Raw genomic sequence first — 21,063 nt, forward strand, 5'->3', positions numbered from 1 at the left:
CCTCCCCTCCCCGACGAAAGGCCAAGCATGTCCAACGAGATCGATCCCCGACTGCTGTCCCGACTGGCGGCCAACCGCACCAGCCGGCGGCGGTTCATCGGTGGCAGTGCTGCCACCGCGGCGGCGGCGATCCTCGGCTCGTCGTTCCTGGCGGCGTGCGGATCCGACAGCGGCAGCTCGTCCTCGGGATCATCGGATACCGGTGAGACATCCAGCGATACGCTGCGGATCTCGAACTGGCCCTTGTACATGGCCGACGGGTTCATCGCGGCCTTCCAGACCGCCTCCGGCCTGACCGTCGACTACAAAGAGGATTTCAACGACAACGAGCAGTGGTTCGCCAAGGTCAAGGAGCCGTTGTCGCGCAAACAGGACATCGGCGCGGACCTGGTGGTGCCGACCGAGTTCATGGCCGCCCGGGTCAAGGGGCTGAACTGGCTCAACGAGATCAGCGACGCCGGCGTACCCAACCGCAAGAACCTGCGTCAGGATCTGCTGGACTCCAAGGTCGACCCGGGCCGAAAGTTCACCGCCCCCTACATGACCGGCATGGTCGGTCTGGCCTACAACCGGGCCGCAACCGGCCGCGACATCCGCTCGATCGACGACCTGTGGGACCCCGCCTTCAAGGGTCGGGTCAGCCTGTTCTCCGATGTGCAGGACGGGCTCGGGATGATCATGCTCTCGCAAGGCAACTCGCCGGAGAATCCCAGCACCGAGTCGATCACCAAAGCCGTCGACCTGGTCCGGGAGCAGAAGGACCGTGGACAGATCCGCCGCTTCACCGGCAACGACTACGCCGATGACCTCGCGGCCGGCAATATCGCCGTGGCACAAGCATATTCCGGTGACGTCGTGCAGTTGCAGGCCGACAATCCGGACCTGCAGTTCATCGTCCCGGAGTCTGGCGGCGACTGGTTCATCGACACCATGGTCATTCCGTACACCACCCAGAACCAGAAGGGTGCCGAGGCCTGGATCGACTACGTCTACGACCGGGCCAACTACGCGAAGCTGGTGGCTTTCACCCAGTTCGTGCCCGCACTGTCGGACATGACCGACGAACTGGCGAAGATCGATCCGGCGGCTGCGAAGAATCCGTTGATCAACCCGTCATCGGAGGTGCAGGCCAATCTGAAATCGTGGGCCGCGCTGACCGACGAGCAGACCCAGGAATTCAACACCCTCTACGCCGCGGTCACCGGTGGCTGATCACCCGGCGGCACGACGGATGCGAGGAGCATAGATGGCAGGAGTCGCCGCGAGCAGTAGGCAGCGCAGCAAGATCGCCCCCTATTTGATGATCTTGCCCGCGCTGGCCTATCTGGCCATCTTTTTCGTGGTGCCGTTCGTGACGCTGGCCCGCACCTCGTTGTCATCGTCCGGTGGATCGGTGTACCTGCCGACGCTGACCTTCGACTGGAATTTCGGCAACTTCGCCGATGCGTTCACGATCTACAAGGACCCGATCCTGCGGTCTTTCGGTTATGCGGCAACGGCAACGGTGCTGTGCCTGCTGCTCGCTTTTCCGCTGGCCTATGTCATCGCGTTCAAGGCGGGCCGGTTCAAGAATCTGATCTTGGGTTTGGTCATCCTGCCGTTCTTCGTGACCTTCCTGATCCGCACCATCGCCTGGAAGACGATCCTGGCCGACGAGGGTTGGGTGGTCAGCGCACTGGGTTCGATCGGTCTGCTGCCGGATGAGGGGCGGTTGCTCTCGACGAGCTGGGCAGTGATCGGTGGCCTGACCTACAACTGGATCATCTTCATGATCCTGCCGTTGTACGTGAGTCTGGAGAAGATCGATCCGCGACTGCTCGAGGCTTCCCGGGACCTGTATTCCGGTGGCATACGCAGCTTCCGGAAGGTGATCCTGCCGCTGTCACTGCCGGGGGTACTGGCAGGCAGCATGCTGGTGTTCATTCCGGCGGTCGGTGACTTCATCAACGCCGATTATCTGGGCAGCACCCAGACCACGATGATCGGCAACGTGATCCAGAAACAGTTCCTGGTCGTCAAGGACTATCCGGCGGCGGCCGCGCTGAGCTTGGGCCTGATGGGCCTGATCCTGGTCGGGGTCATCCTCTACACGCGGGCACTGGGAACGGAGGATCTGGTATGACCGCCGTGCAGCGGCCCTCGACGCCCGAGACCGGTCATCGGCATTCGCCGAAAACCGTTCGGCCACGCCCGAAGTGGGGCGACTACTCACTGCGGATCGTTGCGGGACTGGTGCTGCTGTATCTCTTCCTGCCGATCGCGGTCATCGTGGCCTTTTCGTTCAACAAGCCGGCAGGAAAGTTCAACTACACCTGGCAGGGTTTCACCCTGGACAACTGGCTCGACCCGTTCAAGTACCCCGCCCTCACCGATGCGCTCAAGCTCAGCCTCGAGATCGCGCTCATCTCCACCCTGATCGCCCTCGTGCTGGGTTCGCTGCTGGCGATCGCTCTGGTGCGGCAACGTTTTCGCGGGTACCGGGCGGTGGACACCTTCGTGATATTGCCGCTGACCGCCCCCGAGGTGGTGATGGGCGCATCGCTGTTGACTCTTTTCCTGGACCTCGGCTGGGCGGCCGGTTATACGACGATCCTGATCGCGCATGTCGCTTTCGAGGTGAGTTTCATCGCGATGACGGTCCGCGCGCGGGTCCGCGGCTTCGACTGGACGCTCGAAGACGCGTCACTGGACCTCGGTGCCAGTCCTTTGCGGACCTTCTTCAAGGTCACCCTGCCGCTGATCGTGCCCGGCATCGTGGCGGCGGGCATGTTGTCGTTCGCCCTGTCGCTCGACGACTTCATCGTCACCTACTTCGTCAGCGGGTCGACGGTCACCTACCCGCTGTACGTCAATGCCGCTGTGAAGGCCGCCGTGCCACCGCAGATCAACGTGCTGGCCACCGCGATCCTGGTGATCAGCCTGATCCTGTTGGCCGTCGGCACGCTGTACCGGCGCAAGGTCAAGGTGTAGGAACCAACGAGCCCGTTCGCTGACAACGGTCAGCGGGTGCGCTCGGGGAACCGGTCGTTGCGAAAGTCGATCTGGGCCGCGGAATTGCTGACGGCGGTGACCATACCTGAGCCGATCGGGCCATGACTGTCGAAAAGTGTCGAGGTACCGACCGCGAGTCCGTCGGCCGCCCAATGCGAATCGGCCTGCACACCGATCCACTCATCGCGCGGTAACCGTGCCAACGCCACGGTGAGATCACCGTTGATATAGCCGACACCCGCGGTGCCGAGGTTGGTGACCAGGCTCGTTCCTTCGGCGACCATCGCGGCCCGCACGAACGGCGAATTGCGCACGCCCTCGACGACGTCGATCGGCCTGTTCAGCATCCGCTTGCGTGCGGTGTTCTGGTGGTCGGCGATCGCACCGGTCCACCCCAACGCATCGCTACCGATCCCTATCCCCCGTTCTTCGTCGCGCACGACCGGCATCTCGAAATCGGTCGTGCCGACCCACTCCTCGCCGCGCGGCGGCTCGGACCGGCGGTACTGGACCAGTATCGCGTGCACCACCGTGACCCCCTCCTGGATCAGCTCGCACTCGGAATTGCGCACCCGTCGGCCGTCGCGCACCATGGCCACCTTGACGACCGTCGGAACCCCACGGGCCGCCTTGAACAAGTCCACCGTCAGCCGGGCAGGCAGAAAATCCGGGTCACCGAAGTGCGTTTCCAAGCAGCCGGCCGCCAGCCCGACCAGCGCAGGACCGTTCAGGTGGTCATCACCCCAGTGGCTCTGCGCATACCTGGTAGGCACGAAGGCGTCGTGGTCACGCCTGCTGAAATGAAACGGTCGTTCGGTCACTTTCGCATCGTCGCACGAGGACCGCGACGGCCACCCAGCGGATCAGGTGGGCGGTCGCGCGGCCAGCATGTCGTCGGCCGGTTCGTCCCAACGGTCCAGGTTGACAGCGTGCGTCAGCGGACGTCGCCGCAACCTGCCGTGGCGGCCTTTCGGCCAACCCACCACGATGTGCCCACCCAACATCCAGTCGTCGGGAACGCCGACGGCATCCCGCAGGATCTTCTCGCCACCGTAGGACGCCCAGCTGGTCAGACAGGCACCCAGGCCCTGCGCCCGCGCCGCGAGCAGGAAGTTCTGGATGGCCGGAAAGATCGATCCGCCGAGCAGCAATTCCGATGCGGTCGGAAAACGCTTCTGCGCGAATAAGACCGATGTGAACTCCGCAGCGCGGTCGTGCAACTCGTAGGTCGCCCTGTTGTTGCGGGCAACCAGATCGGTCTCCTGATCGCTGGGACGGGTCATCCCGTAGACCGGCTCGATGATCGCGAGAACGTGGCGCGCGGCCTCGGCCACCACCGCCCGCTGCTCGGGCGAGCGCAACACGATGAACCGCCAGGCCTGGGCATTGGCCCCCGACGGCGCCCAGCTGGCGGCCTCCAGGCACCGGGTCAGCGTGGTGTCGTCGACCGGTTCGTCGGTGAATCTGCGGATCGTCCGCGCGGTCGACAGCACCTCCCAGATGTCACTACTCGCTGTGGCCATCTGCGCACCCTAGCCTGCGCCCGCCGACCGGGTGGCGGGGTCTGGTCGGTCGCACAGGCGTGGCGGATCTGCCCGCACGGCCCATGCAACGGCGGAACCGAGTAGGTTCACCGACATGACCACAGGTGGATTCGACCCGCAATCAACCAATTACGCCGCGTCCGGTCGCGTGCCCGGCGGTCTGCTCGCTCGCTGGCTCGCGCGCGTCATCGACGGCATCCTGATCGCCATCGTCTCGTTCCTGTTGGCCTTCGCCACCGACTCGCTGGAGAGCATCTGGGTGACCGGTCTGTTCACCGGGCTGCTGACCTTCGTCTACTACGTCGCCTTCGAGGTGACCCAGGGCTGGACGCCTGGCAAGAAGGTGCTCGGCCTGAGCGTGCACGGTGCAGGTGCCGGCGGAAAGCCCACCCTGCAGCAATCGGCCATCCGCAACGCGTTCACATTGCTACCGATCATCCCGCTGATCGGCGGACTGCTCGGCGTGATCGCCATCCTGGTGATCGCGGTGACCATCAACAGCAGCGCCACCAAACAGGGCAAGCACGACGAGCTCGCCGGTGGCACGCAGGTCGTCAAGAACTGATACCGATGAAAGCGCCCGAATCCGAGTGGATTCGGGCGCTTTCGTCGTACCGGGTCAGATGAAAAGGTCGAGGATCAACACCACCACAAGGCCGGAGACCGACAGCACCGTCTCCATGATCGACCAGGACTTGATCGTCTGTCCCACGCTGAGTTTGAAGTACTCCTTCACCAACCAGAAGCCGGCGTCGTTGACGTGGGAGAAGAACAGCGAGCCCGCGCCGACGGCCAGCACGACCAGCGATACCTCGCCCGAGCTCATACCCTCGATCAATCCGATCATCAACGACGATGCGGTGATCGTGGCGACCGTGGCCGATCCGGTGGCCAGTCTGATCGCGACAGCCAGACCCCAGGCCAACAGCACCACCGAGATGTTGGTGCCCTCGGCGAGATTCTTCAGGGCGGTACCGATTCCGGTATCGACCAACACTTCCTTGAAGCCGCCACCGGCGGCCACGATGAGGATGATGCCTGCGACCGGTGGCAGCCCGGATTCGACGCATCTGGTGATCTCGGCCCGGCTCATCCCACCACCGCGACCCAGCGTCACCATGCCGACGATGACCGCGATCAGCAGTGCGATCAGCGGGGTGCCGAGCGTGTCGAAGATCTGCCGGAACCACTGACCTTCGTCGGCGATGAAGATGTCCACCAGCGCCTTGCCCAGCATCAGCACGACCGGCAGCAGCACGCTGAACAGCGTGATGGCGAAGGACGGCCGGCGGCTCTGGTCGCGATCGGCGGACTCGTCGGCGTCGAACGTGTCCGGGGCACCGACCACGACCCACTTGCCTGCCAGCTTGCCGAACAGCGGACCCGCGACGACGATCGTCGGGATGGCCACCGCGACGCCGAGAGCCAGGGTCAGCCCGAGGTCGGCGCCGAGGTAACCGATGGCCGCCAGCGGGCCCGGGTGCGGCGGGACGAAACCGTGCATGGCCGACAGCCCGGCCAGCGCCGGGATTCCGACGGTGATCAGCGACAGCCCCGACCGGCGGGCCACCAGGTAGATGACCGGCATCAGCAGCACCAGGCCGATCTCGAAGAACATCGGCAGACCGATGATCGCGCCGACCAACGCCATGGCCCAGGGCAACATCCGCGGTGACGATCGACCGATGATGGTGTCGACGATCTGATCGGCGCCACCGGAGTCGGCGAGTAGTTTGGCGAACATGGCGCCGAGCGCGATGAGGATGCCGACACTGGCCGCGGTCTTACCGAAGCCGTTGGAGAACGAGGTCAGCACGGTGGCGAATTCCTCGCCGGCCACCACCCCGACCGTCACCGCACCGAAGATCAATCCCAGGAACGGGTTCAGCTTCACCACCGTGATCAGCACGACGATGACCGCGATACCGGCCAGGAAGGCCAGCATCAGGTGCGGGGTCGAGGCAACGGGTTCGACGAGTTTCGGCGCATCCGCGAGCACGGTGTTCATCAGGCCTCCAGTCCGGTCCGGGAAACGTATTGGTCGACGATGGAATCGATGCTCTGACCGACGTCGATGGTCTCGCCGTTCTCATCGGCGGCAAGTGGTTCCAGGGTGTCGAACTGGGACGCCAGCAGCGATGCCGGCATGAAGTGTCCTGGTCGGCTGGCCTGCCGGGCCCCGATGACCTCCGGGGTGCCACTGAGGTGCAGGAACCGCACGCTCGGGCAGTGGGTGCGCAACTGGTCGCGGTAACGGTGTTTGAGCGCCGAGCAACTCATCACGCCACCGGTGCCGCACCGCTCTTCCAGCCAGTCCCCGATCGCCTCCAGCCACGGGTGCCGGTCGGTGTCGTCTAGGGGCTCACCGGCGGTCATCTTGGCGATGTTGGCCGGCGGATGGAAGTCGTCTGCGTCAGCGAACGGGACCCGCAGGCGCTGCGCAAGGGCGGCACCGACGGTCGATTTGCCCGATCCTGAAACCCCCATCACCACGATTGGTGCCGTCATGTCCCCTACCGATCTCGCTGTGTCTGGCCTCACATAGCGTGCATCAATAGTCTGATTATTGCAAGCAGATCACGGAAAGAATCTGTTCTTACGACCTGCGAGACGCCTATGACAGGATGTATCGGTGGTCACCCGGTCGAATGTCAGCGCGTTGCACGAGAACGTGCTGACCGCACTCGGCACCGCCGTCGTGTCGGGCGCATACCCCGCCGGGCAGGTGATAAACCTCGAACGGGTCAGCGCGGAACATGCCGTATCTCGCAGCGTGGCGCGTGAAGCCGTCCGCGTGCTCGAGTCCATGGGAATGGTCGCCTCCCGGCGCCGTGTGGGCATCACCATCCAGGCTCCCGAACACTGGAATGTCTTCGACCCCAGGCTGATTCGCTGGCGATTGGATTCCGGCGACCGAGCTGCACAGCTGTTGTCGTTGTCGGAGCTGCGGCGCGGATTCGAACCCGCCGCCGCCGCGCTGGCTGCCCAGCGCGCGGATCCGCACCACTGCCGCATCATGGCCGCCGCCGTGTCCGACATGGTGATGCACGGCCGTTCGGGTGACCTGGAGTCATACCTGCAGGCGGACAAGGTGTTTCACCGGACACTTCTGGAAGCCAGTGGAAACGAGATGTTCCGGGCACTGAACGCGGTGGTGGCCGAGGTCCTCACCGGGCGCACCCACCACGGCATGATGCCCGCAGCGCCCGAGCCCGAAGCCATCGCACTGCACGATGAGGTCGCCCGCGCCATCCGATTGCGAGACGCCGACGGCGCCGAACGCGCCATGCGCGCCATCATCGATGAAGCCAGTGCGGCCGTCGCCGAAGAACCTGCCGGTGATTGACTCCTAGGGATGAGCAGATCAACGACCCTCGCCCGCAGGCTGTTCGACCGCCTCGAGCCCGTGCACGCGGTCACCTACTTCGCGCCGGAGGCCCGCACCGCGCTCGACGCCCTGGGCTTCCACGGATTCTGGAGCGGTTACTTCGCCGCGCGCTCGGCCCCGCTGGGACCGGTGCCGCCCGAGGTCGTCACCGCGGTCTTCTACAACTTCGCCGCGCACCGGGTGGCCAAGGCGCTGCCAGCGGCCTGGGACATCGCCGCACCGCACGCCGTCCTGGCCGCACGGGAGGAGGCAGCGGTCGCGGCGCTGCGCAGGTATGGCCTCGCCGACGGGATCGACACCGCCGCAGAGCTGCTGGGTGCCGCGGCGCGTAGCGCCGCTCCGGATGGTCGACCGTTGTTCGCGGCGAACCTGGCGCTGCCCTGGCCGGAGGAACCGCTGGCCCAGTTGTGGCACGCCGCGACCCTGCTGCGGGAACACCGCGGCGACGGACACGTGGCGGCGCTCCAGGTGCTCGGCATCAGCGGTCGCGAGTCCAACGTGCTGCACGCAGCGGCGGGCCGGGTGCCGGCCGACATGATCAAACGCAGCCGCGATTACGACGATGCACTCTGGCAGGAGCAGGTCGACCGCCTCGCCGAGCGCGGCCTGCTGGACGCCACGGGCGCACTCACGGTCGCCGGGCGTGATCTCAAGGCAGAAATCGAAGACGTCACCGACCGGTTGGCGCTGTCGGCCTTCGACGTCCTCAGCGACACCGACCTCGACACGCTGTTTCATACCCTGACCCCGTTGACCAGACTCGTGATCGCCGGTGGCGACCTTCCGACGGCGACGCCCATGGGACTCGACCGTGCCGACCTGGACAACGACGCCTACTGAGCGGGATCGGTCAACGCGGCGCGTATATGATCAGGCCGACCCCGAGCAGGCACACCAGCGCGCCCGAGATATCCCAGCGATCCGGCCGGAAACCGTCGGCGACCATGCCCCACACCAACGATCCCGCGACGAACACCCCGCCGTAGGCCGCCAGCACCCGCCCGAAGTTGGCGTCGGGCTGGAACGCCGCGACAAAACCGTAGGCGCCCAGCGCGATCACCCCCGCGCCGACGAACAGCCAGCCGCGATGTTCGCGCACTCCCTGCCACACCAACCACGCGCCACCGATCTCCAGGACCGCGGCGAGCACGAACAACACCATCGATTTGAGCACAAGCACGGCCACCACCCTGCCGCGAGCGTGCGCGAAATGCGGTAGCTACGCGGCGTGTCCCCCGCAAACACGCACGCTCGCCGGGTTCAGTTGCGGTTCCACTCCAACCAGCCGACACCGGTGCGGCCGTCGGCGGTTGTCACGCTCGCCCAGGCCCGCGGAAACCTGCTGACCCGACCGTCGGCGGCGGTCAACAGCACCGGTGCATGCCCCACGATCGTGGCCACCGCGTCGATGCCGGTCGGCGACAGCGCCAGCGCGGTCGAGATCGGCAGATCGTCCGCGCCGAACTCCTCGGTGGCGACCACACCGCCGAGTTCGATCAACGGCTCCCCGTCGCGCTGGACGTACCCGATGCCGATCGGTCCCATGCCGGGTACCCGCAGATCCAGCCCATGGATGTGGGTGCCGTCGTCGAGATGCAGCGCACTCCATACCCAGTCCATCGTCCACCAGTCCCGTACGCCCCAGGAGTGATCCCGCTGTCCGGGCACACCGGTCAGGTCATGTGTTCGGCCGTCGCTGGACACCGAACCCGATACCGCGCAGGCGATCTCATAGCGCGGCGTGATCCGGTACCGGTAGGGCGTGCTGAGTGATTCGAACTCCAGGTCGAGTGCGATGTCCACCGCACGCCCGGGGCCGTGCCCGGGTTGCAACAGCACCGCCGGGTCGTCGTAGGCCTGCGCCCGTCCGTGCAGGGTGAGCCGATAGGTCTGCAGCGGCTCGGTCGCCGTGAGCTCCAGCGTCACCTGATCGGTGCGCACCGAGCCGGGATCGGCGGGCAGCGCGGCGGCCTGGTCGTCGATCACGATGGTGGGCAGGCCCGGTCCGCAGAGGAACGCCTGGATCCAGGCGGTCTGCTGATTCGGTATCAGACCCAACCGCACCCAGCCACCCAATCCCTGTGCGGCATCGACGAAATCGAAGTACCAGCTCTCACTCCACAGCGCGTCCTCCGCCGGAGGGTGCGGCCCCTCGTCGGCGGGCTCGGGGCGCAGCGGTTCGGCCGGCTCCGCACTGGGCAGCAGGTCCAGCGCGCCGGTGTCCAGCACATGGGTGCAGTGCCTATCGAGCATCGTCATGAACATCTCGTCACCGCGCTCGGTGCGCTCGACGAGCATCGAGGAGACGATGGCCATCATCACCCCGAAGAAGCTGGACCGCCGAACGCCCGCGCGGACATCGTCGAGCGACAGCGCCGAGTCGGCGCCCAACGCCACGTGATAGGCGCTCAGCAGCTCGTCGGAATGTGCGCGGCGCTGGTCATTGGGCAGCGCACAGCCGAGGAAGTAGGCCACATCGGTCTGCGCCGGTCCTCTTGTGACGGTCTGCCAGTCCACCACCGTCAGCGGACGCTCGGAGCCCGGCCCGCCGAAGAGCATGTTGTCCAGCCGGTAGTCACCGTGCACCAGGCCCTGCAGCACCGACGCCTCGTCGGCGAGGTAATCGTCGAACGCCGCGACCAGGCGTTCGCACACCACCCGGTGCTGCGGGTCGATGCGGTCGGCGAACCGTTCGGCGAATCCGGCCCACAACGTGGCCAGTAGCGCCTGCGTCACCGGCGCGTCCCGGTTGAGCCATTCGGCGCCGGCCAGTCCGCCATCGCCGAGCAGCGGGCCGTGCACGCGGCCCAGCTCGGAGAGCGCGAGCATCGCCTGCTCCACTGTCGCGCCGCGGATCTCGTCGCCCACCGTCGCCGGGGACGCATCGCCCAACAGCAGGTCGAAGGCACCGGTTTCGGCGTCGTAGGCATGGTGATGGCACGGCGCGAACGGGCCGGTCCCATCCCCGGTCAGACCCGGCGCGATCTCCGCGTAGAACCGGACCTCACGCTCGTAGAGGCCGAGCGCCAGCCCGGTCTGCCTGCTGTTCGGGTCGGCCGCGGCGACCTTGAGTATCACGCTGTCCGGACCCTGCACACCGTCGGCATAGTGCAACGTGACGCGGTAGCACTCGCTCATCTGCCCGGTGCCGATGCGCTCGAATTCATGCCCGGTGACGGTGCCGACACCGAGGGCGTCGGTGAGCCATTCGTCGGTCAGATCTGTCGGGCGCTCGATGAGTTGACTCTGCACACAGCTGAACCTAGCAGTGGCGCCGATCACATATGACAGGTGTCAACTCTTATGGCATTCGGTCGGCGTCGGGGGCACATCCAAGGCCGGATTGCGATCGAAGAAACCGAACGGCTTCAGCCAGAACGACACCACGTCCACCGGCATGACCGGCCAGTCCTCCGGCCGGGTGATGTGATGGATGCCGAAGACGTACCACAGCACCACGTCGGTGTTCTCGATCGACCGGTTGGCCTTGGTCCATTCACCCAGCCCGGTGTCGGTTGCCGACTGGTTGACGAATTCACCTGCCGGCCAGCGTTCCTCGCCCCGATTGGGTGTCACCCACAACGCGTGCCCGATGACGTTGGCGCGCTGCAACACCGGGGCGGACGGGTCGAACATCGCCGGTATCGCCCCGGTCGGCACCAACTTGTAGGAGGGGTGGGTGCCCAGCCCATTGCGCACATTGGTGTTCACGACCTTCCAGCCGCGCTGGGTGCCGAAATCGACGTCCTGCTTGCCCTCCTCCTCGGTGCGCAACGCGACATTTCGGGTCACCAGCGACAACCCGTGCGGGTTGGCCGGACCGATGGGTTCGGCGAACGATTCGGACATGTAGACCGTGTTGTCCGGCCCGTCGACGTCCAGGTCGAGCCGTGCCACCAGGAAATGCTGGTGGAACGGCGCGTAGGTGCGCTCGTCGACGAGGGTGCCGTTGGGGCTCGCCGCGCCGGCGGGCAACGGTGTGGTCACCATGATGCCGGTGGCACGCACCTCACATTCGATGTTGCCGTCCTGATACAGCCGCCAATACACGAGGTACTCGTAATTTGCGACGGTGACGTGGAACGAGATCGTCAGCCGGCGCATGCGGCGTACCTCGGCACCGGCGTGGTGGTCGACATGCTTCCACAGCACCGCATTGTCTTCCTCGTGGATACAGATCGCGTTGTCGATCGTGTACGGCTCGCCCTTGCTGTTGTGTAGTACCGCGTCCAGGTATCTGATCTCGCCGAGGCAGTCACAACCCAGCGTCAGCGAGGTGGTCATGAAACCCAGTCCCCACTCACCGATGTCGAATGCCGTGCGCCGGTAGTGATCGGCAGAGGGGTCCCGGTAGGGCACCACCATCTCGGCAAAGGACAGCCGGTGGGCCACCGATCGATCACGGTCCCCGTCGCGGTAGCGCACCGAATGCAGCACCATGCCCTCGCGATAGTTGAACCCGACGCGCAGTGACCAGTTCTGCCACCGCAACAGGTTCCCGTCCAGGCTGAAGGACGGTCCGTCGGGTTGGGTGATGTGCAGGGGCGTCAACGGTTCCCGATGCTGTGCTGCGCGAAGACGTTCCGGGATGTGCCTGGGTGCGTACTCACCCATCACCACCGGGATCTCGATGTGCTCGCCGTCCTCGACGCGCAGCACCTCCATCGCGTTGACGTCGATCACGCAGTGCAGCCCGCTGATCAGGTGGGCATACGGATTCATGCCGGGCCCGTCCTTGAGCCAGGTGTCCGACCAGCCCAGCCTACGGTCCGCGAATTCCGAAGGGGCAACGGCATCTCCGTAGGTCCAGGTGTCGAAGAACACCAGGTCGATGTCGTGGATGCCCCGGCGGGCCAGCGCCGCGAGCAGTTCGGGGTTCGTGCGCAGCAACTCGTCGCATTCGTTGAACTCGTCGACGGTGAAGTTCGGCTGCACGCCGGGAACGAGCTCGAAGGATTCCACCCGCTCGTCGTCGAGTGCCACTATGGCCCGATGGGTGCTGTTGGCAGCCCGGTTCAGGCACACCGCCTGCGCCCGACGCGCGGGTCGTGCTCCCCCGGCCTCGAAATCCCGCAACTCGGCCTTATCGGGTTCGAGCAGTTCGATCGAGGCGAATCGCCAACCCTCCCCGACACCGTGAACGCGTCCCAAGATCGCGGCGACAGCACTGAATTCGTCGTGGCCCAGCGGGTCCAGCGGATGTGTCATCGGCACACGCAATCACACCCTGGCCCGCCGCGCACGCAGTTGCCGCCAATCGCTACCTGGCGGCCAGTGTGAAACCCTCCCAGGCCTGGCGGCGGTCGGCGTGCGGGTCGTACTCGAGCCTGGTCTGTCGGTCGAATACCAGCACCGCCCGCATACCCTCGTCGTACCGCGGCCAGCCCTCACCCGGCGTGCCGGTGCGGCTGAACTCGCCCCACCGGCGCTGGACGTTTCGGCTCACCCGGGCGGCCGACGCACGGTCCCCGGCCGCGGTCAACACCGACCCGAAACGCGTTCGGTAGATGTCGAATACGGCGAACAGCTCGGTCGCATGCGTTGCGCCGAGACCGGACCACCGAAAAGTGCGCGGTGCATAGTCGTAGCGGTAGACGTAGGTCGGGCTGTGTGCACCGTGCGCCTCGGCGATCTGCCAGGCCGCGGTGCCGAAGGCGAAGTCCCCGCCCAGCCGCACACACGCCGACGGGCTCGGGTATCCGGGATAGGCGCTGGTGATCCGCTCACGCACCTCGATATCACTGTCGGCGAGCAACATCTCGATCGCCGGCTCGGTGGTCGGCAACAACTGCAGGAAGCGGGTGAACAGCTTGCCCTCGTCGGCATTGGTGCCCACGATGAGCGGCACCTGGTGCGCCTCACCGTCGCGCATCGCCACCACCGGATCCTTCGGCAACATCTCGGTGCCGAACGTCGGACCCACCGGGAACGCTCCCCGCATGGCCTTCATCCCGTCGATCATCAGCCGATCCATGGCCTCGATCAGCCGCGCCGGCTTGGCCGCCATCACCGCGGCCGCGCCCTCGGAGGGACGGACACCGAGCAGGGCGGCGTAATCGTCGGCGAACCTGGCAGCCACCTCGGCGCTGCCGGCCATCCCGCTGGCGGGGCTCTCGGCGATGGCCTGCCGGAACAGTCCGGCGGCCGCCGGTGTGGCCATCAGCGTTGCCACGGCGTGCGCGCCGGCACTCTCACCGAAGATCGTCACGTTGTCGGGATCGCCGCCGAACACCGCGGCGTTGTCCCGGACCCATTGCAGGGCCAGCACCAGATCGCGCAGGAACAGATTGTCGTCGATGGGATGCTCCGGGGTGGACAGCGACGAGAGATCCAGACACCCCAGCGGGCCGAGCCGGTAGTTCACCGAGACATAGACGCAGCCCCGTTTGGCCAGCGCGACACCGTCGTAGATCGGCGTCGCCGAGCTGCCGAGGATGTAGCCGCCGCCGTGGATGAAGAACATCACCGGCAGCGGTTCGTCGCCGTCCGGATGCTCGGGTGCCACCACGTTCAGCGTCAGGCAATCCTCGCTCATCGGCTGGTACTTGCCGACGCCGAGCAGGGTGTACATCTTCTGTTGCGGCGCGCAATAGGTGAACCCGTGGCAGTACCGCACCCCGGGCCAGGGGTCGGCAGGTACGGGTGCTCGGAATCGCAACGGGCCCACCGGGGCCTTGGCATACGGGATGGACCGCCAGCGGTGCACACCGTCTTTGGTGAACCCTTCGACGGTGCCCGTGCTGATCCGGGCCCGGATCGTCTGCTGGTGCATGATGCCGACGTTATCGAAAAACCTGGTGCGTGCCGCGTCTTGCGGGCCCCCGCCACGCCGCCAGCTACCCTGACCGCATGCGATGGGTGTTGTTGGCGGTGACATCTGCGCTGGTGGCGGGGTGTTCGGCGGGTCATGGTGCGGATACCGGCCGAACCCCGCTGACAGTCGCACCGAAGACCACCGGATCCGCCCAATCCCCGCCGCGCACCACCACATCGGCGACGACCAAGCCGACGACCAAGCCGACGACCACCACGTCGACGAAGCCGGGCGTTCCAGCGGCCGGGGCCGACCTCACCGAGGTCATCGCATGGGTCGAAGCGGGTACCGCCGCACCCGCCGACCGATACACCACGATGGCCCGTGCCGGGGTCACCGCGGCCGTCGGCGGGGTGGCGTTCACCACCGCGGTCACCAACTGCGTCAGCACCTCCGGGTATCGGGCAGGCACCCTCGCGTGCCTCGTCGACCTCGACGACCCGCCGCCACGACCACCCGACGCGATCACGGTGTGGCGCGGCGATTGGGTCGACTTCGACGGCTCGGCGGTGGAGATCGGGTCGGTTCGCGGCGACCCCGGTCCCTTCCGGGACGGCGCGGGTGCCGTCCTACCCGTCGGGGCATCGTTGACGTTCGGCGATATGCGGTGTCGTGCCGGCACCGCGGCGCTGGTATGTGTGAACTACGCGCAGCGTTCGGCGGTGCGGATGGGCGCCGACGGCATCACCGGATACGGATGCCTTGTCCGGGACCGCCCGCAGCCGGGGATCGGTATCCGATTGTCCTGCTGACCGGTCAGCGCCAGCCGTCGGCTGCCTTCGCCGCCCCGAGCAGGTCCTGGCACAGCACCAACAGCTCAGCGGCCGTGGCGCCCTCCTCGACCGCGGTGGTGACATCCTCGGCGGCACAGCGCAGTTGATAAAGCCGATCGGACAGGTCAGCTGCTTCCTCTGCCGACAGCACCACGGCGTCCGGGGCCACCGAGGTGCCCTTGACCTGCGCGCGTTGTTCATAGGCCCGCTGGCGACAGGATTGCCTGCAGTACTGGCGGCGTCGGCCCATCCCGGCGTCGGGCACCTCACGGCCACACCAACGGCACGGTTGCGGCCGTGCCCGCCGGCGGGTGGCCGAACTGCCCGGCGTAGCAGAAGTCACGGGGGCGACTGTAGACGGCCCGGCCGGGTGATCGCAGCATCTGCCGTATCCTGATCAGTCGAGTCGGAGGACGCCGGGGAACCAATCGGGTATCTGCTGCGTTGATCCTCCGGAACAATTGCGCGTGTCAAAGGAGAGTTGACGATGGCTGATCGAGTCCTGCGGGGCAGCCGCCTCGGTGCCGTGAGCTACGAAACCGATCGCAACCACGACCTGGCACCGCGTCAGGTCGCGCGCTACCGCACCGACAACGGCGAGGAATTCGAGGTTCCGTTCGCCGATGACGCGGAGATCCCGGGCACCTGGCCGTGTAAGAACGGCATGGAAGGCACCCTGATCGACGGTGACGTTCCCGAGCCCAAGAAGGTCAAGCCGCCCCGTACGCACTGGGACATGCTGCTCGAGCGTCGGTCGGTCGAAGAACTCGAGGAACTGCTCAAGGAGCGCCTCGACATCATCAAGACCAAGCGTCGCGGCTGACAGCCACCGGGTCCGGCGCAGTTCCCCTGGAACTGCGCCGGTCCGCTAGAGCTGTGCCGGCTTGCTGGTGACACCGCGGGCCCGGTCGATCCGGCCGCGCAGACCCCATTCGGCCACCTTGACCATGGCCTCGCGGATATTGGATCCGCTCATCTTCGACACCCCGAGCTCGCGCTCGGTGAACGTGATCGGGACCTCGACCACCTTGAATCCGGCGTTGATGGCGCGCCAGCTCAGATCGATCTGGAAGCAGTAGCCCTTGGAGTCGACGGCCGAGAGGTCGATCTTCTCCAATACCTCACGGCGGTAGGCGCGGTAGCCGGCGGTGATGTCGTTGATGTTCACCCCGAGCAGCACCCTGGCGTAGGTGTTGGCGGTCTTTGACAGCGCGAAGCGCCGCCGCGGCCAGTTGCGGATGGCGCCGCCGGGCACGTAGCGCGAACCGATCACCAGGTCAGCACCGGCGTCCACCGCGTCCAGCAGCCTGCCGAGCTCCTCCGGAGCGTGACTGCCGTCGGCGTCCATCTCGACGAGGACCGAGTATCCGCGGCCCAGCCCCCAGGCGAATCCCGCAAGATAAGCCGCGCCGAGACCGTCCTTGCTGACCCGGTGCATGACGTGCACCCGGTCCGGGTCGGCCAGGGCCAGTTCGTCGGCGAGCTGGCCGGTGCCGTCCGGGCTGCCGTCGTCGACGACGAGGATGTGGACGTCCGGTGTGGCGGCGCGCACCCTGGCCGCGATCAGCGGCAGGTTCTCGCGCTCGTTGTAAGTGGGGATGATCACCAGCGTCCGCCGACTGGGAGAAGCGGGATAGCCGGAGTCCTGCTCCTGGTTATCGGTCGTGCTCATGCTTTCTTCTCATCCTCACTGCTCTGGGCGGATTGCTCCCGGACCTGCCCGGATGCGGCGGCGTCGGCTTCCCGCCGTCGGTCTCCGGTGTTGCTGGCGGCGGCCTTGCTCCCGCTTGCGAATCTCCGATTATGCAGCATCGCGGCGAGCACAGCGGCCAGGCCGATCCCGACCAGCACCGCCTGTACCACCGGCCCCCAGCGGGTGGCGAAGGTGATATCGGACCGCAGCTTCACCACGGAATCCAGATATGCGGGTTCGAACCACTCGGTGCGTGCCACCACCTGCCCGTCGGGGGCGATCACGGCGCTGATACCGGTGGTTCCCGCGACGACCACATAGCGGTCGTGTTCGACGGCCCGCAGCCGGGCGAACGCCAGCTGTTGGCGGCTCATGGTCTCGTCGAAGGTCGCGTTGTTGCTCGGCACCGCGAGGAACTGCGCACCCCCGAGCACGGATTCGCGGACCGCTCGGTCGAAGATCACCTCCCAGCAGGTGGCGACACCGATGGGGATCCCCGCCGCCTGAACGACACCGTTGTCGGTGCCTGGGACGAAATAGCCGGCACGGTCGGCATAGGACGAGAACTTGCGGAAGAAGCCGCGCCAGGGCAGGTACTCACCGAAGGGCTGCACGATGCGCTTGTCGTGGCGGGCCTGCGGCCCGTTCTCCTGATCCCAGACCAGGACGGAGTTGGTGGTAACCGGCTGGGTGGGCGTGTAATCGGGCGCGGCCAGCACGGTCCCGACCAGGATCGGTGCACCGATCGCGCGGGCGGCCTCCGAGATCGCCGCCGAGGCGTCGGTGTTGCGCAGCGGGTCGATATCAGAGGAGTTCTCCGGCCAGATGACGACCATGGGCTGGGGTGCGCGTCCCGCGCGCACCTCGTCGGCCAGTCGCAATGTCTCCGCGACATGGTTGTCCAGTACCGCACGACGCTGGGCGTTGAAGTCCAGCCCGAGCCGCGGCACGTTGCCCTGGATGGCGGCCACCGTCACCGTGGGGTGATCTCCGGCGCCGACACCCGATTGCCGCACCGCCGGCCAGACCAGCGCGGTGGCCAGCAGCACCACGCAGATGCACATGCCGGGCAGCACGGCTTCCGGGCGGGCGGCGTCGACACCGCCGGCACGCCGGGGTCGGTTCGGGTGGCTGTGTCGCCACCACAGCACGACCTCCAGCGTCAGCGCCGTGAGACTGAACCCCACGAGCGCGGTGGCCACCGACACCAGCGGCGCCCCGCCCACCTGCGCCAGCGGTAGCAATGGGCCGTCAGTCTGTCCGAAACCGACCACGCCCCAGGGGAACCCACCGAACGGAACCGTCGATTTGAGCCATTCCTGGACCGCCCACTCCGCGGCGAACCACACCGGCCAACCGGGCAATTGCCGCACCAGCACCGCGAGCAGACCGAACAACGCCGGGAACAGCGCCTCCAACAGCGCCAGCGCAAGCCACGGCCCGGTGCCGACGAACAGCCCTATCCACGGCAGCAGCGGCAGGGTGAAGGCCAGCCCGAACAGCAGGCCGTAACCGAACCCGCCGGCGCGCGTCGTCCGGGCGCGGGTCAGTACCCAACCGAGCAGCGCCAGCGCCGGGAACGCCGTCCACCACCAGCCGACGGGCGGAAAGCTCAAATACAGCAGCGCCCCACCTGCGATCGATGCCAGCAGGCGAGACCAGCGCGCGACCAGCGCACGCCGCACGATGTCGGTGTAGTGGGCGAACCGGCCGGCCTCGCCGTCACCCATACAGCACCACGCCTCGATGCACAGTCCGCAGGCAGCGTGGCAGCACCCCGTCCAGGTTCGGCAGCGCGGGCACCCGCGACCGCGGATCGGTCGACCACCGCGCGGCCGCGTCGTTGGCGGGGGTACTGACCTCCAGCGGGCCTGTTTCCCAGATGGCGTAGCTGGCGGGGGCGCCGGGAACCAGCGTCCCGGTCACACCGTCGCGCACTCCCCCGGCCCGCCATGCTCCGCGGGTGGCCGCCGAGAACGCTGCGCGAGCAGAGATCCCACTGCCCGGGGTCCGATGTTGGACAGCCGCGCGGACCGCCTCCCAGGGGTTGAGCCCGGTCACCGGACTGTCTGAGCCGAAGGCGAGGGGCACGCCTTGAGATGCTAACAGCGCGAACGGATTCAGAAGCGCGGCACGATCGGCGCCGAGCCGCTGCGCGTACATGCCCTCGGGACCGCCCCAGAGCGCATCGAAAGCGGGCTGGACGCTGGCGATGATCCCCCATCGCCCGAGATCGGCGGCCTGTTCGGAATCGACCATCTCCAGATGCTCGAGCCGGTGGCCGCAGCGGGCGACCGCCGGACCCCCGAACCGCTCGACGACCTGCCGCACCGCCGCGGTAACCTCGCTGACGGCGGCGTCACCGATGACATGGAACCCCGCCGGGACACCTGCCTCGGTACAGGCATGCAGATGCGCGATGATCTGGTCGCTGTCGAGGTAGCGATTGCCGCACGTGTGGTTCGCATCGGCGTAGGGCTCGTGCAGCCATGCCGTGCGTGACCCCAGCGCGCCGTCGACGAAAAGGTCACCGGCCAGCCCCGCGGCGCCGGTGGACGCCATCAGGTCGCGGGCGGCGGCCGCACTGTCGACGGCCTCGCCCCAATAGCCCGTGATCTGTACGCCGTGTTCGAGCGAGAGCACGGCATCCCAGTCCTCGCGGCCGCCGATATCGGGGCCACCACACTCGTGCACGGCGGCGATACCGTGCGCGGCGGCCGCATCCAGCGCGGCGTGCTGGGCATCGCGCCGCTGCCGGGGTGTCAGCATCTCGCGGGCGGCCGCGCGGACGAGGTGATGGGCGGCCGCGGTCAGCGGTCGCTGGGGATCGAAGCCCGTAGCCACCTCAAGCCCGGTGGCCGCGGACCGCAGACCGGTGGAGGCCACCGCGGAGTGCACGTCGACACGGCTGAGGTAGGCAGGGCGGTCGCCGAGAATTCCGTCGATCTCGACGGTGCTCGGTGGCGTGCGGTCGGGCCAGTCCGACTCGTCCCAGCCGGAACCCCAGATGATGCCGTCGGGATGGGCGGCGGCGTGGGCGGCGAGCAGGCTCAGGCAATGTGGCCGAGAGGTGGCCGAGCGCAGGTCCAGCCCGGTCAGACTCAGTCCGGTCGCGGTCAGGTGGACGTGGCTGTCGACGAATGCCGGGGCCACGAACGCGCCGTCCAGATCGACCACCTCGGCGTCGGGGAACTCCGCTTGCGCCGTGTCATCGGCACCCAGCCACATGACGGTGCCGTCCGGTCCGTCGCCGAAGGCGATCGCGGTGGCGTCGGGTGCGGCGGGACTGTGCACCCGGCCGTTGATCAACAGTGTCGTCACGAAGGAGACACGTTAATCGTTGCGGATGACCCGGTAGTCCAGCGCAGTCGGATCGGGGCGCGTCGACGACGATCCGTCGACGTCCACGACATCGATGACCTCACCCTCGACGTACTCGGGAGCGCGGCGCTGCGCCCGGCCGAAACCGCCCGGGTAGACCGTGACGACCGGGGTGGCGGCGAGCTTGCGACCGACGATCCCGACGGCGATCGGCCGGGCGATGCGGCGGGTCGGCGGCAGCAACAGCAGCGCACCGAGCAGCGTGCTGGCCAGCCCCGGGATCACGACCAGCACCGCGCCGAGCGCCACCAAAGCGCTGTCGGTGGCCAGCGCGCCGGAGGCCGAGCGCGAGTTCAGCGCGGATTGCAGTCGGGCGAGGTGGCGGGTGACCTGGGAACCGGCCAGCGCCAGGCCGACCACGAAGGTGACCATGATCGCCAGCACCGTCCAGCCGAAGCCGATGGCCGAGACCAGCCCGACCACCACGGACAGTTCGACCAGTACGTAGATCAGGAACATCCGCATTGCCATGTCCGGTC

At 67.1% G+C, this 21,063-nt stretch carries 21 protein-coding genes; 8 read left to right on the forward strand and 13 right to left on the reverse strand.

The window, feature by feature from the left end; all coding sequences use genetic code 11:
* The first annotated feature begins 27 nt into the window (after positions 1–27).
* Genes IC40_RS0114610 through IC40_RS0114620 form a run of 3 tightly spaced genes read left to right on the forward strand, consistent with a single transcriptional unit; the run spans position 28 to position 2,970 of the window.
* Positions 28–1,212 (forward strand): polyamine ABC transporter substrate-binding protein, encoded by a 1,185-nt coding sequence (locus tag IC40_RS0114610; RefSeq protein WP_030135450.1) that lies wholly within the window; start codon positions 28–30, stop codon positions 1,210–1,212.
* A 34-nt stretch (positions 1,213–1,246) separates the two neighbouring features.
* Complete coding sequence (locus IC40_RS0114615) at positions 1,247–2,122, forward strand: ABC transporter permease (protein ID WP_030135451.1); 876 nt, start codon at positions 1,247–1,249, stop codon at positions 2,120–2,122.
* Positions 2,119–2,970 carry an ABC transporter permease gene (locus IC40_RS0114620; RefSeq protein WP_030135452.1) on the forward strand — a complete coding sequence of 284 codons (852 nt, stop codon included), beginning with the start codon at positions 2,119–2,121 and terminating at the stop codon, positions 2,968–2,970. Before IC40_RS0114615 ends, IC40_RS0114620 begins: the two co-directional genes overlap by 4 nt.
* Before the next feature lie 29 nt (positions 2,971–2,999).
* On the opposite strand, the gene IC40_RS0114625 is transcribed toward IC40_RS0114620, so the two are convergent.
* On the reverse strand, positions 3,000–3,812 hold the full coding sequence (locus IC40_RS0114625; protein ID WP_030135453.1) for an acyl-CoA thioesterase domain-containing protein: 813 nt from the start codon (positions 3,810–3,812) through the stop codon (positions 3,000–3,002).
* 42 nt (positions 3,813–3,854) lie between these two features.
* Entirely contained in the window at positions 3,855–4,514 is a 660-nt protein-coding gene (locus tag IC40_RS0114630; RefSeq protein ID WP_030135454.1) for a nitroreductase family protein, read from the reverse strand.
* 115 nt (positions 4,515–4,629) lie between these two features.
* Between IC40_RS0114630 and IC40_RS0114635 the strand changes: the two genes are divergently transcribed.
* The gene (locus IC40_RS0114635) at positions 4,630–5,100 is read left to right on the forward strand and encodes an RDD family protein (RefSeq protein WP_030135455.1); all 471 of its coding nucleotides are present in this window, start codon (positions 4,630–4,632) and stop codon (positions 5,098–5,100) included.
* A gap of 54 nt (positions 5,101–5,154) precedes the next feature.
* On the opposite strand, the gene IC40_RS0114640 is transcribed toward IC40_RS0114635, so the two are convergent.
* Together IC40_RS0114640 and IC40_RS0114645 are read right to left on the reverse strand one after the other, a co-directional pair.
* A complete protein-coding gene (locus tag IC40_RS0114640; protein WP_030135456.1) occupies positions 5,155–6,543 on the reverse strand; it encodes a GntP family permease in 1,389 nt (462 codons plus the stop codon).
* Positions 6,543–7,043, reverse strand: coding sequence for a gluconokinase (locus IC40_RS0114645; RefSeq protein ID WP_030135457.1), 501 nt, complete (start codon positions 7,041–7,043; stop codon positions 6,543–6,545). The genes IC40_RS0114640 and IC40_RS0114645 overlap by 1 nt, the downstream gene beginning before the upstream one ends.
* Before the next feature lie 124 nt (positions 7,044–7,167).
* Here IC40_RS0114645 and IC40_RS0114650 point away from each other — a divergent pair, with 124 nt between their 5' ends.
* Together IC40_RS0114650 and IC40_RS0114655 are read left to right on the forward strand one after the other, a co-directional pair.
* The gene (locus IC40_RS0114650; RefSeq protein ID WP_030135458.1) at positions 7,168–7,881 is read left to right on the forward strand and encodes a FadR/GntR family transcriptional regulator; all 714 of its coding nucleotides are present in this window, start codon (positions 7,168–7,170) and stop codon (positions 7,879–7,881) included.
* A 9-nt stretch (positions 7,882–7,890) separates the two neighbouring features.
* Positions 7,891–8,763, forward strand: coding sequence for an SCO6745 family protein (locus IC40_RS0114655; protein ID WP_030135459.1), 873 nt, complete (start codon positions 7,891–7,893; stop codon positions 8,761–8,763).
* Positions 8,764–8,773: 10 nt separating this feature from the next.
* On the opposite strand, the gene IC40_RS0114660 is transcribed toward IC40_RS0114655, so the two are convergent.
* From IC40_RS0114660 to IC40_RS0114675, 4 genes are all read right to left on the reverse strand, one after another.
* Positions 8,774–9,085, reverse strand: a complete 312-nt coding sequence (locus tag IC40_RS0114660) for a YnfA family protein (RefSeq protein ID WP_030135460.1) — start codon at positions 9,083–9,085, stop codon at positions 8,774–8,776.
* A gap of 98 nt (positions 9,086–9,183) precedes the next feature.
* A complete protein-coding gene (locus tag IC40_RS0114665) occupies positions 9,184–11,175 on the reverse strand; it encodes a DUF7064 domain-containing protein (protein ID WP_030135461.1) in 1,992 nt (663 codons plus the stop codon).
* A 42-nt stretch (positions 11,176–11,217) separates the two neighbouring features.
* Positions 11,218–13,131, reverse strand: a complete 1,914-nt coding sequence (locus IC40_RS0114670; RefSeq protein WP_030135462.1) for a primary-amine oxidase — start codon at positions 13,129–13,131, stop codon at positions 11,218–11,220.
* A 52-nt stretch (positions 13,132–13,183) separates the two neighbouring features.
* A complete protein-coding gene (locus IC40_RS0114675; RefSeq protein WP_030135463.1) occupies positions 13,184–14,695 on the reverse strand; it encodes a carboxylesterase/lipase family protein in 1,512 nt (503 codons plus the stop codon).
* 77 nt (positions 14,696–14,772) lie between these two features.
* On the opposite strand from IC40_RS0114675, the gene IC40_RS0114680 reads away from it, so the two are divergent.
* On the forward strand, positions 14,773–15,489 hold the full coding sequence (locus IC40_RS0114680; RefSeq protein WP_030135464.1) for a hypothetical protein: 717 nt from the start codon (positions 14,773–14,775) through the stop codon (positions 15,487–15,489).
* Positions 15,490–15,493: 4 nt separating this feature from the next.
* Here IC40_RS0114680 and IC40_RS0114685 read toward each other — a convergent pair whose 3' ends face one another.
* Positions 15,494–15,853 (reverse strand): hypothetical protein, encoded by a 360-nt coding sequence (locus IC40_RS0114685; protein WP_042509716.1) that lies wholly within the window; start codon positions 15,851–15,853, stop codon positions 15,494–15,496.
* A 144-nt stretch (positions 15,854–15,997) separates the two neighbouring features.
* Between IC40_RS0114685 and IC40_RS0114695 the strand changes: the two genes are divergently transcribed.
* A complete protein-coding gene (locus tag IC40_RS0114695) occupies positions 15,998–16,333 on the forward strand; it encodes an RNA polymerase-binding protein RbpA (RefSeq protein ID WP_030135466.1) in 336 nt (111 codons plus the stop codon).
* A gap of 45 nt (positions 16,334–16,378) precedes the next feature.
* On the opposite strand, the gene IC40_RS0114700 is transcribed toward IC40_RS0114695, so the two are convergent.
* From IC40_RS0114700 to IC40_RS0114715, 4 genes are read right to left on the reverse strand one after another with little or no spacing between them, the layout of a single operon-like run.
* Positions 16,379–17,182 (reverse strand): polyprenol monophosphomannose synthase, encoded by an 804-nt coding sequence (locus IC40_RS0114700; RefSeq protein WP_030135467.1) that lies wholly within the window; start codon positions 17,180–17,182, stop codon positions 16,379–16,381.
* Positions 17,179–18,933, reverse strand: a complete 1,755-nt coding sequence (lnt, locus tag IC40_RS0114705; protein ID WP_030135468.1) for an apolipoprotein N-acyltransferase — start codon at positions 18,931–18,933, stop codon at positions 17,179–17,181. Before lnt ends, IC40_RS0114700 begins: the two co-directional genes overlap by 4 nt.
* Positions 18,926–20,524, reverse strand: coding sequence for an amidohydrolase (locus tag IC40_RS0114710; protein ID WP_030135469.1), 1,599 nt, complete (start codon positions 20,522–20,524; stop codon positions 18,926–18,928). Before IC40_RS0114710 ends, lnt begins: the two co-directional genes overlap by 8 nt.
* A gap of 12 nt (positions 20,525–20,536) precedes the next feature.
* Positions 20,537–21,049: an FxsA family protein gene (locus tag IC40_RS0114715; protein WP_030135470.1), complete on the reverse strand. Its 513-nt coding sequence runs from the start codon at positions 21,047–21,049 to the stop codon at positions 20,537–20,539.
* Between the last annotated feature and the right edge of the window lie 14 nt (positions 21,050–21,063).

The organism is Mycolicibacterium neoaurum ATCC 25795 (genome assembly GCF_000691525.1).
GTDB classification, from domain to species: domain Bacteria; phylum Actinomycetota; class Actinomycetes; order Mycobacteriales; family Mycobacteriaceae; genus Mycobacterium; species Mycobacterium neoaurum.

Excerpts from the sequence above, each read along its gene's own strand:
- IC40_RS0114660 (WP_030135460.1), bottom strand. The coding sequence starts at position 9,085 with ATGGTGTTGTTCGTGCTCGCCGCGGTCCTGGAGATCGGTGGCGCGTGG.
- IC40_RS0114680 (WP_030135464.1), top strand. The coding sequence starts at position 14,773 with ATGCGATGGGTGTTGTTGGCGGTGACATCTGCGCTGGTGGCGGGGTGT.
- IC40_RS0114620 (WP_030135452.1), top strand. The coding sequence starts at position 2,119 with ATGACCGCCGTGCAGCGGCCCTCGACGCCCGAGACCGGTCATCGGCAT.
- IC40_RS0114655 (WP_030135459.1), top strand. The coding sequence starts at position 7,891 with ATGAGCAGATCAACGACCCTCGCCCGCAGGCTGTTCGACCGCCTCGAG.
- IC40_RS0114715 (WP_030135470.1), bottom strand. The coding sequence starts at position 21,049 with ATGCGGATGTTCCTGATCTACGTACTGGTCGAACTGTCCGTGGTGGTC.
- IC40_RS0114670 (WP_030135462.1), bottom strand. The coding sequence starts at position 13,131 with ATGACACATCCGCTGGACCCGCTGGGCCACGACGAATTCAGTGCTGTC.
- IC40_RS0114700 (WP_030135467.1), bottom strand. The coding sequence starts at position 17,182 with ATGAGCACGACCGATAACCAGGAGCAGGACTCCGGCTATCCCGCTTCT.
- IC40_RS0114615 (WP_030135451.1), top strand. The coding sequence starts at position 1,247 with ATGGCAGGAGTCGCCGCGAGCAGTAGGCAGCGCAGCAAGATCGCCCCC.
- IC40_RS0114630 (WP_030135454.1), bottom strand. The coding sequence starts at position 4,514 with ATGGCCACAGCGAGTAGTGACATCTGGGAGGTGCTGTCGACCGCGCGG.
- IC40_RS0114645 (WP_030135457.1), bottom strand. The coding sequence starts at position 7,043 with ATGACGGCACCAATCGTGGTGATGGGGGTTTCAGGATCGGGCAAATCG.
- IC40_RS0114695 (WP_030135466.1), top strand. The coding sequence starts at position 15,998 with ATGGCTGATCGAGTCCTGCGGGGCAGCCGCCTCGGTGCCGTGAGCTAC.
- IC40_RS0114610 (WP_030135450.1), top strand. The coding sequence starts at position 28 with ATGTCCAACGAGATCGATCCCCGACTGCTGTCCCGACTGGCGGCCAAC.
- lnt (WP_030135468.1), bottom strand. The coding sequence starts at position 18,933 with ATGGGTGACGGCGAGGCCGGCCGGTTCGCCCACTACACCGACATCGTG.
- IC40_RS0114635 (WP_030135455.1), top strand. The coding sequence starts at position 4,630 with ATGACCACAGGTGGATTCGACCCGCAATCAACCAATTACGCCGCGTCC.
- IC40_RS0114640 (WP_030135456.1), bottom strand. The coding sequence starts at position 6,543 with ATGAACACCGTGCTCGCGGATGCGCCGAAACTCGTCGAACCCGTTGCC.
- IC40_RS0114675 (WP_030135463.1), bottom strand. The coding sequence starts at position 14,695 with ATGCACCAGCAGACGATCCGGGCCCGGATCAGCACGGGCACCGTCGAA.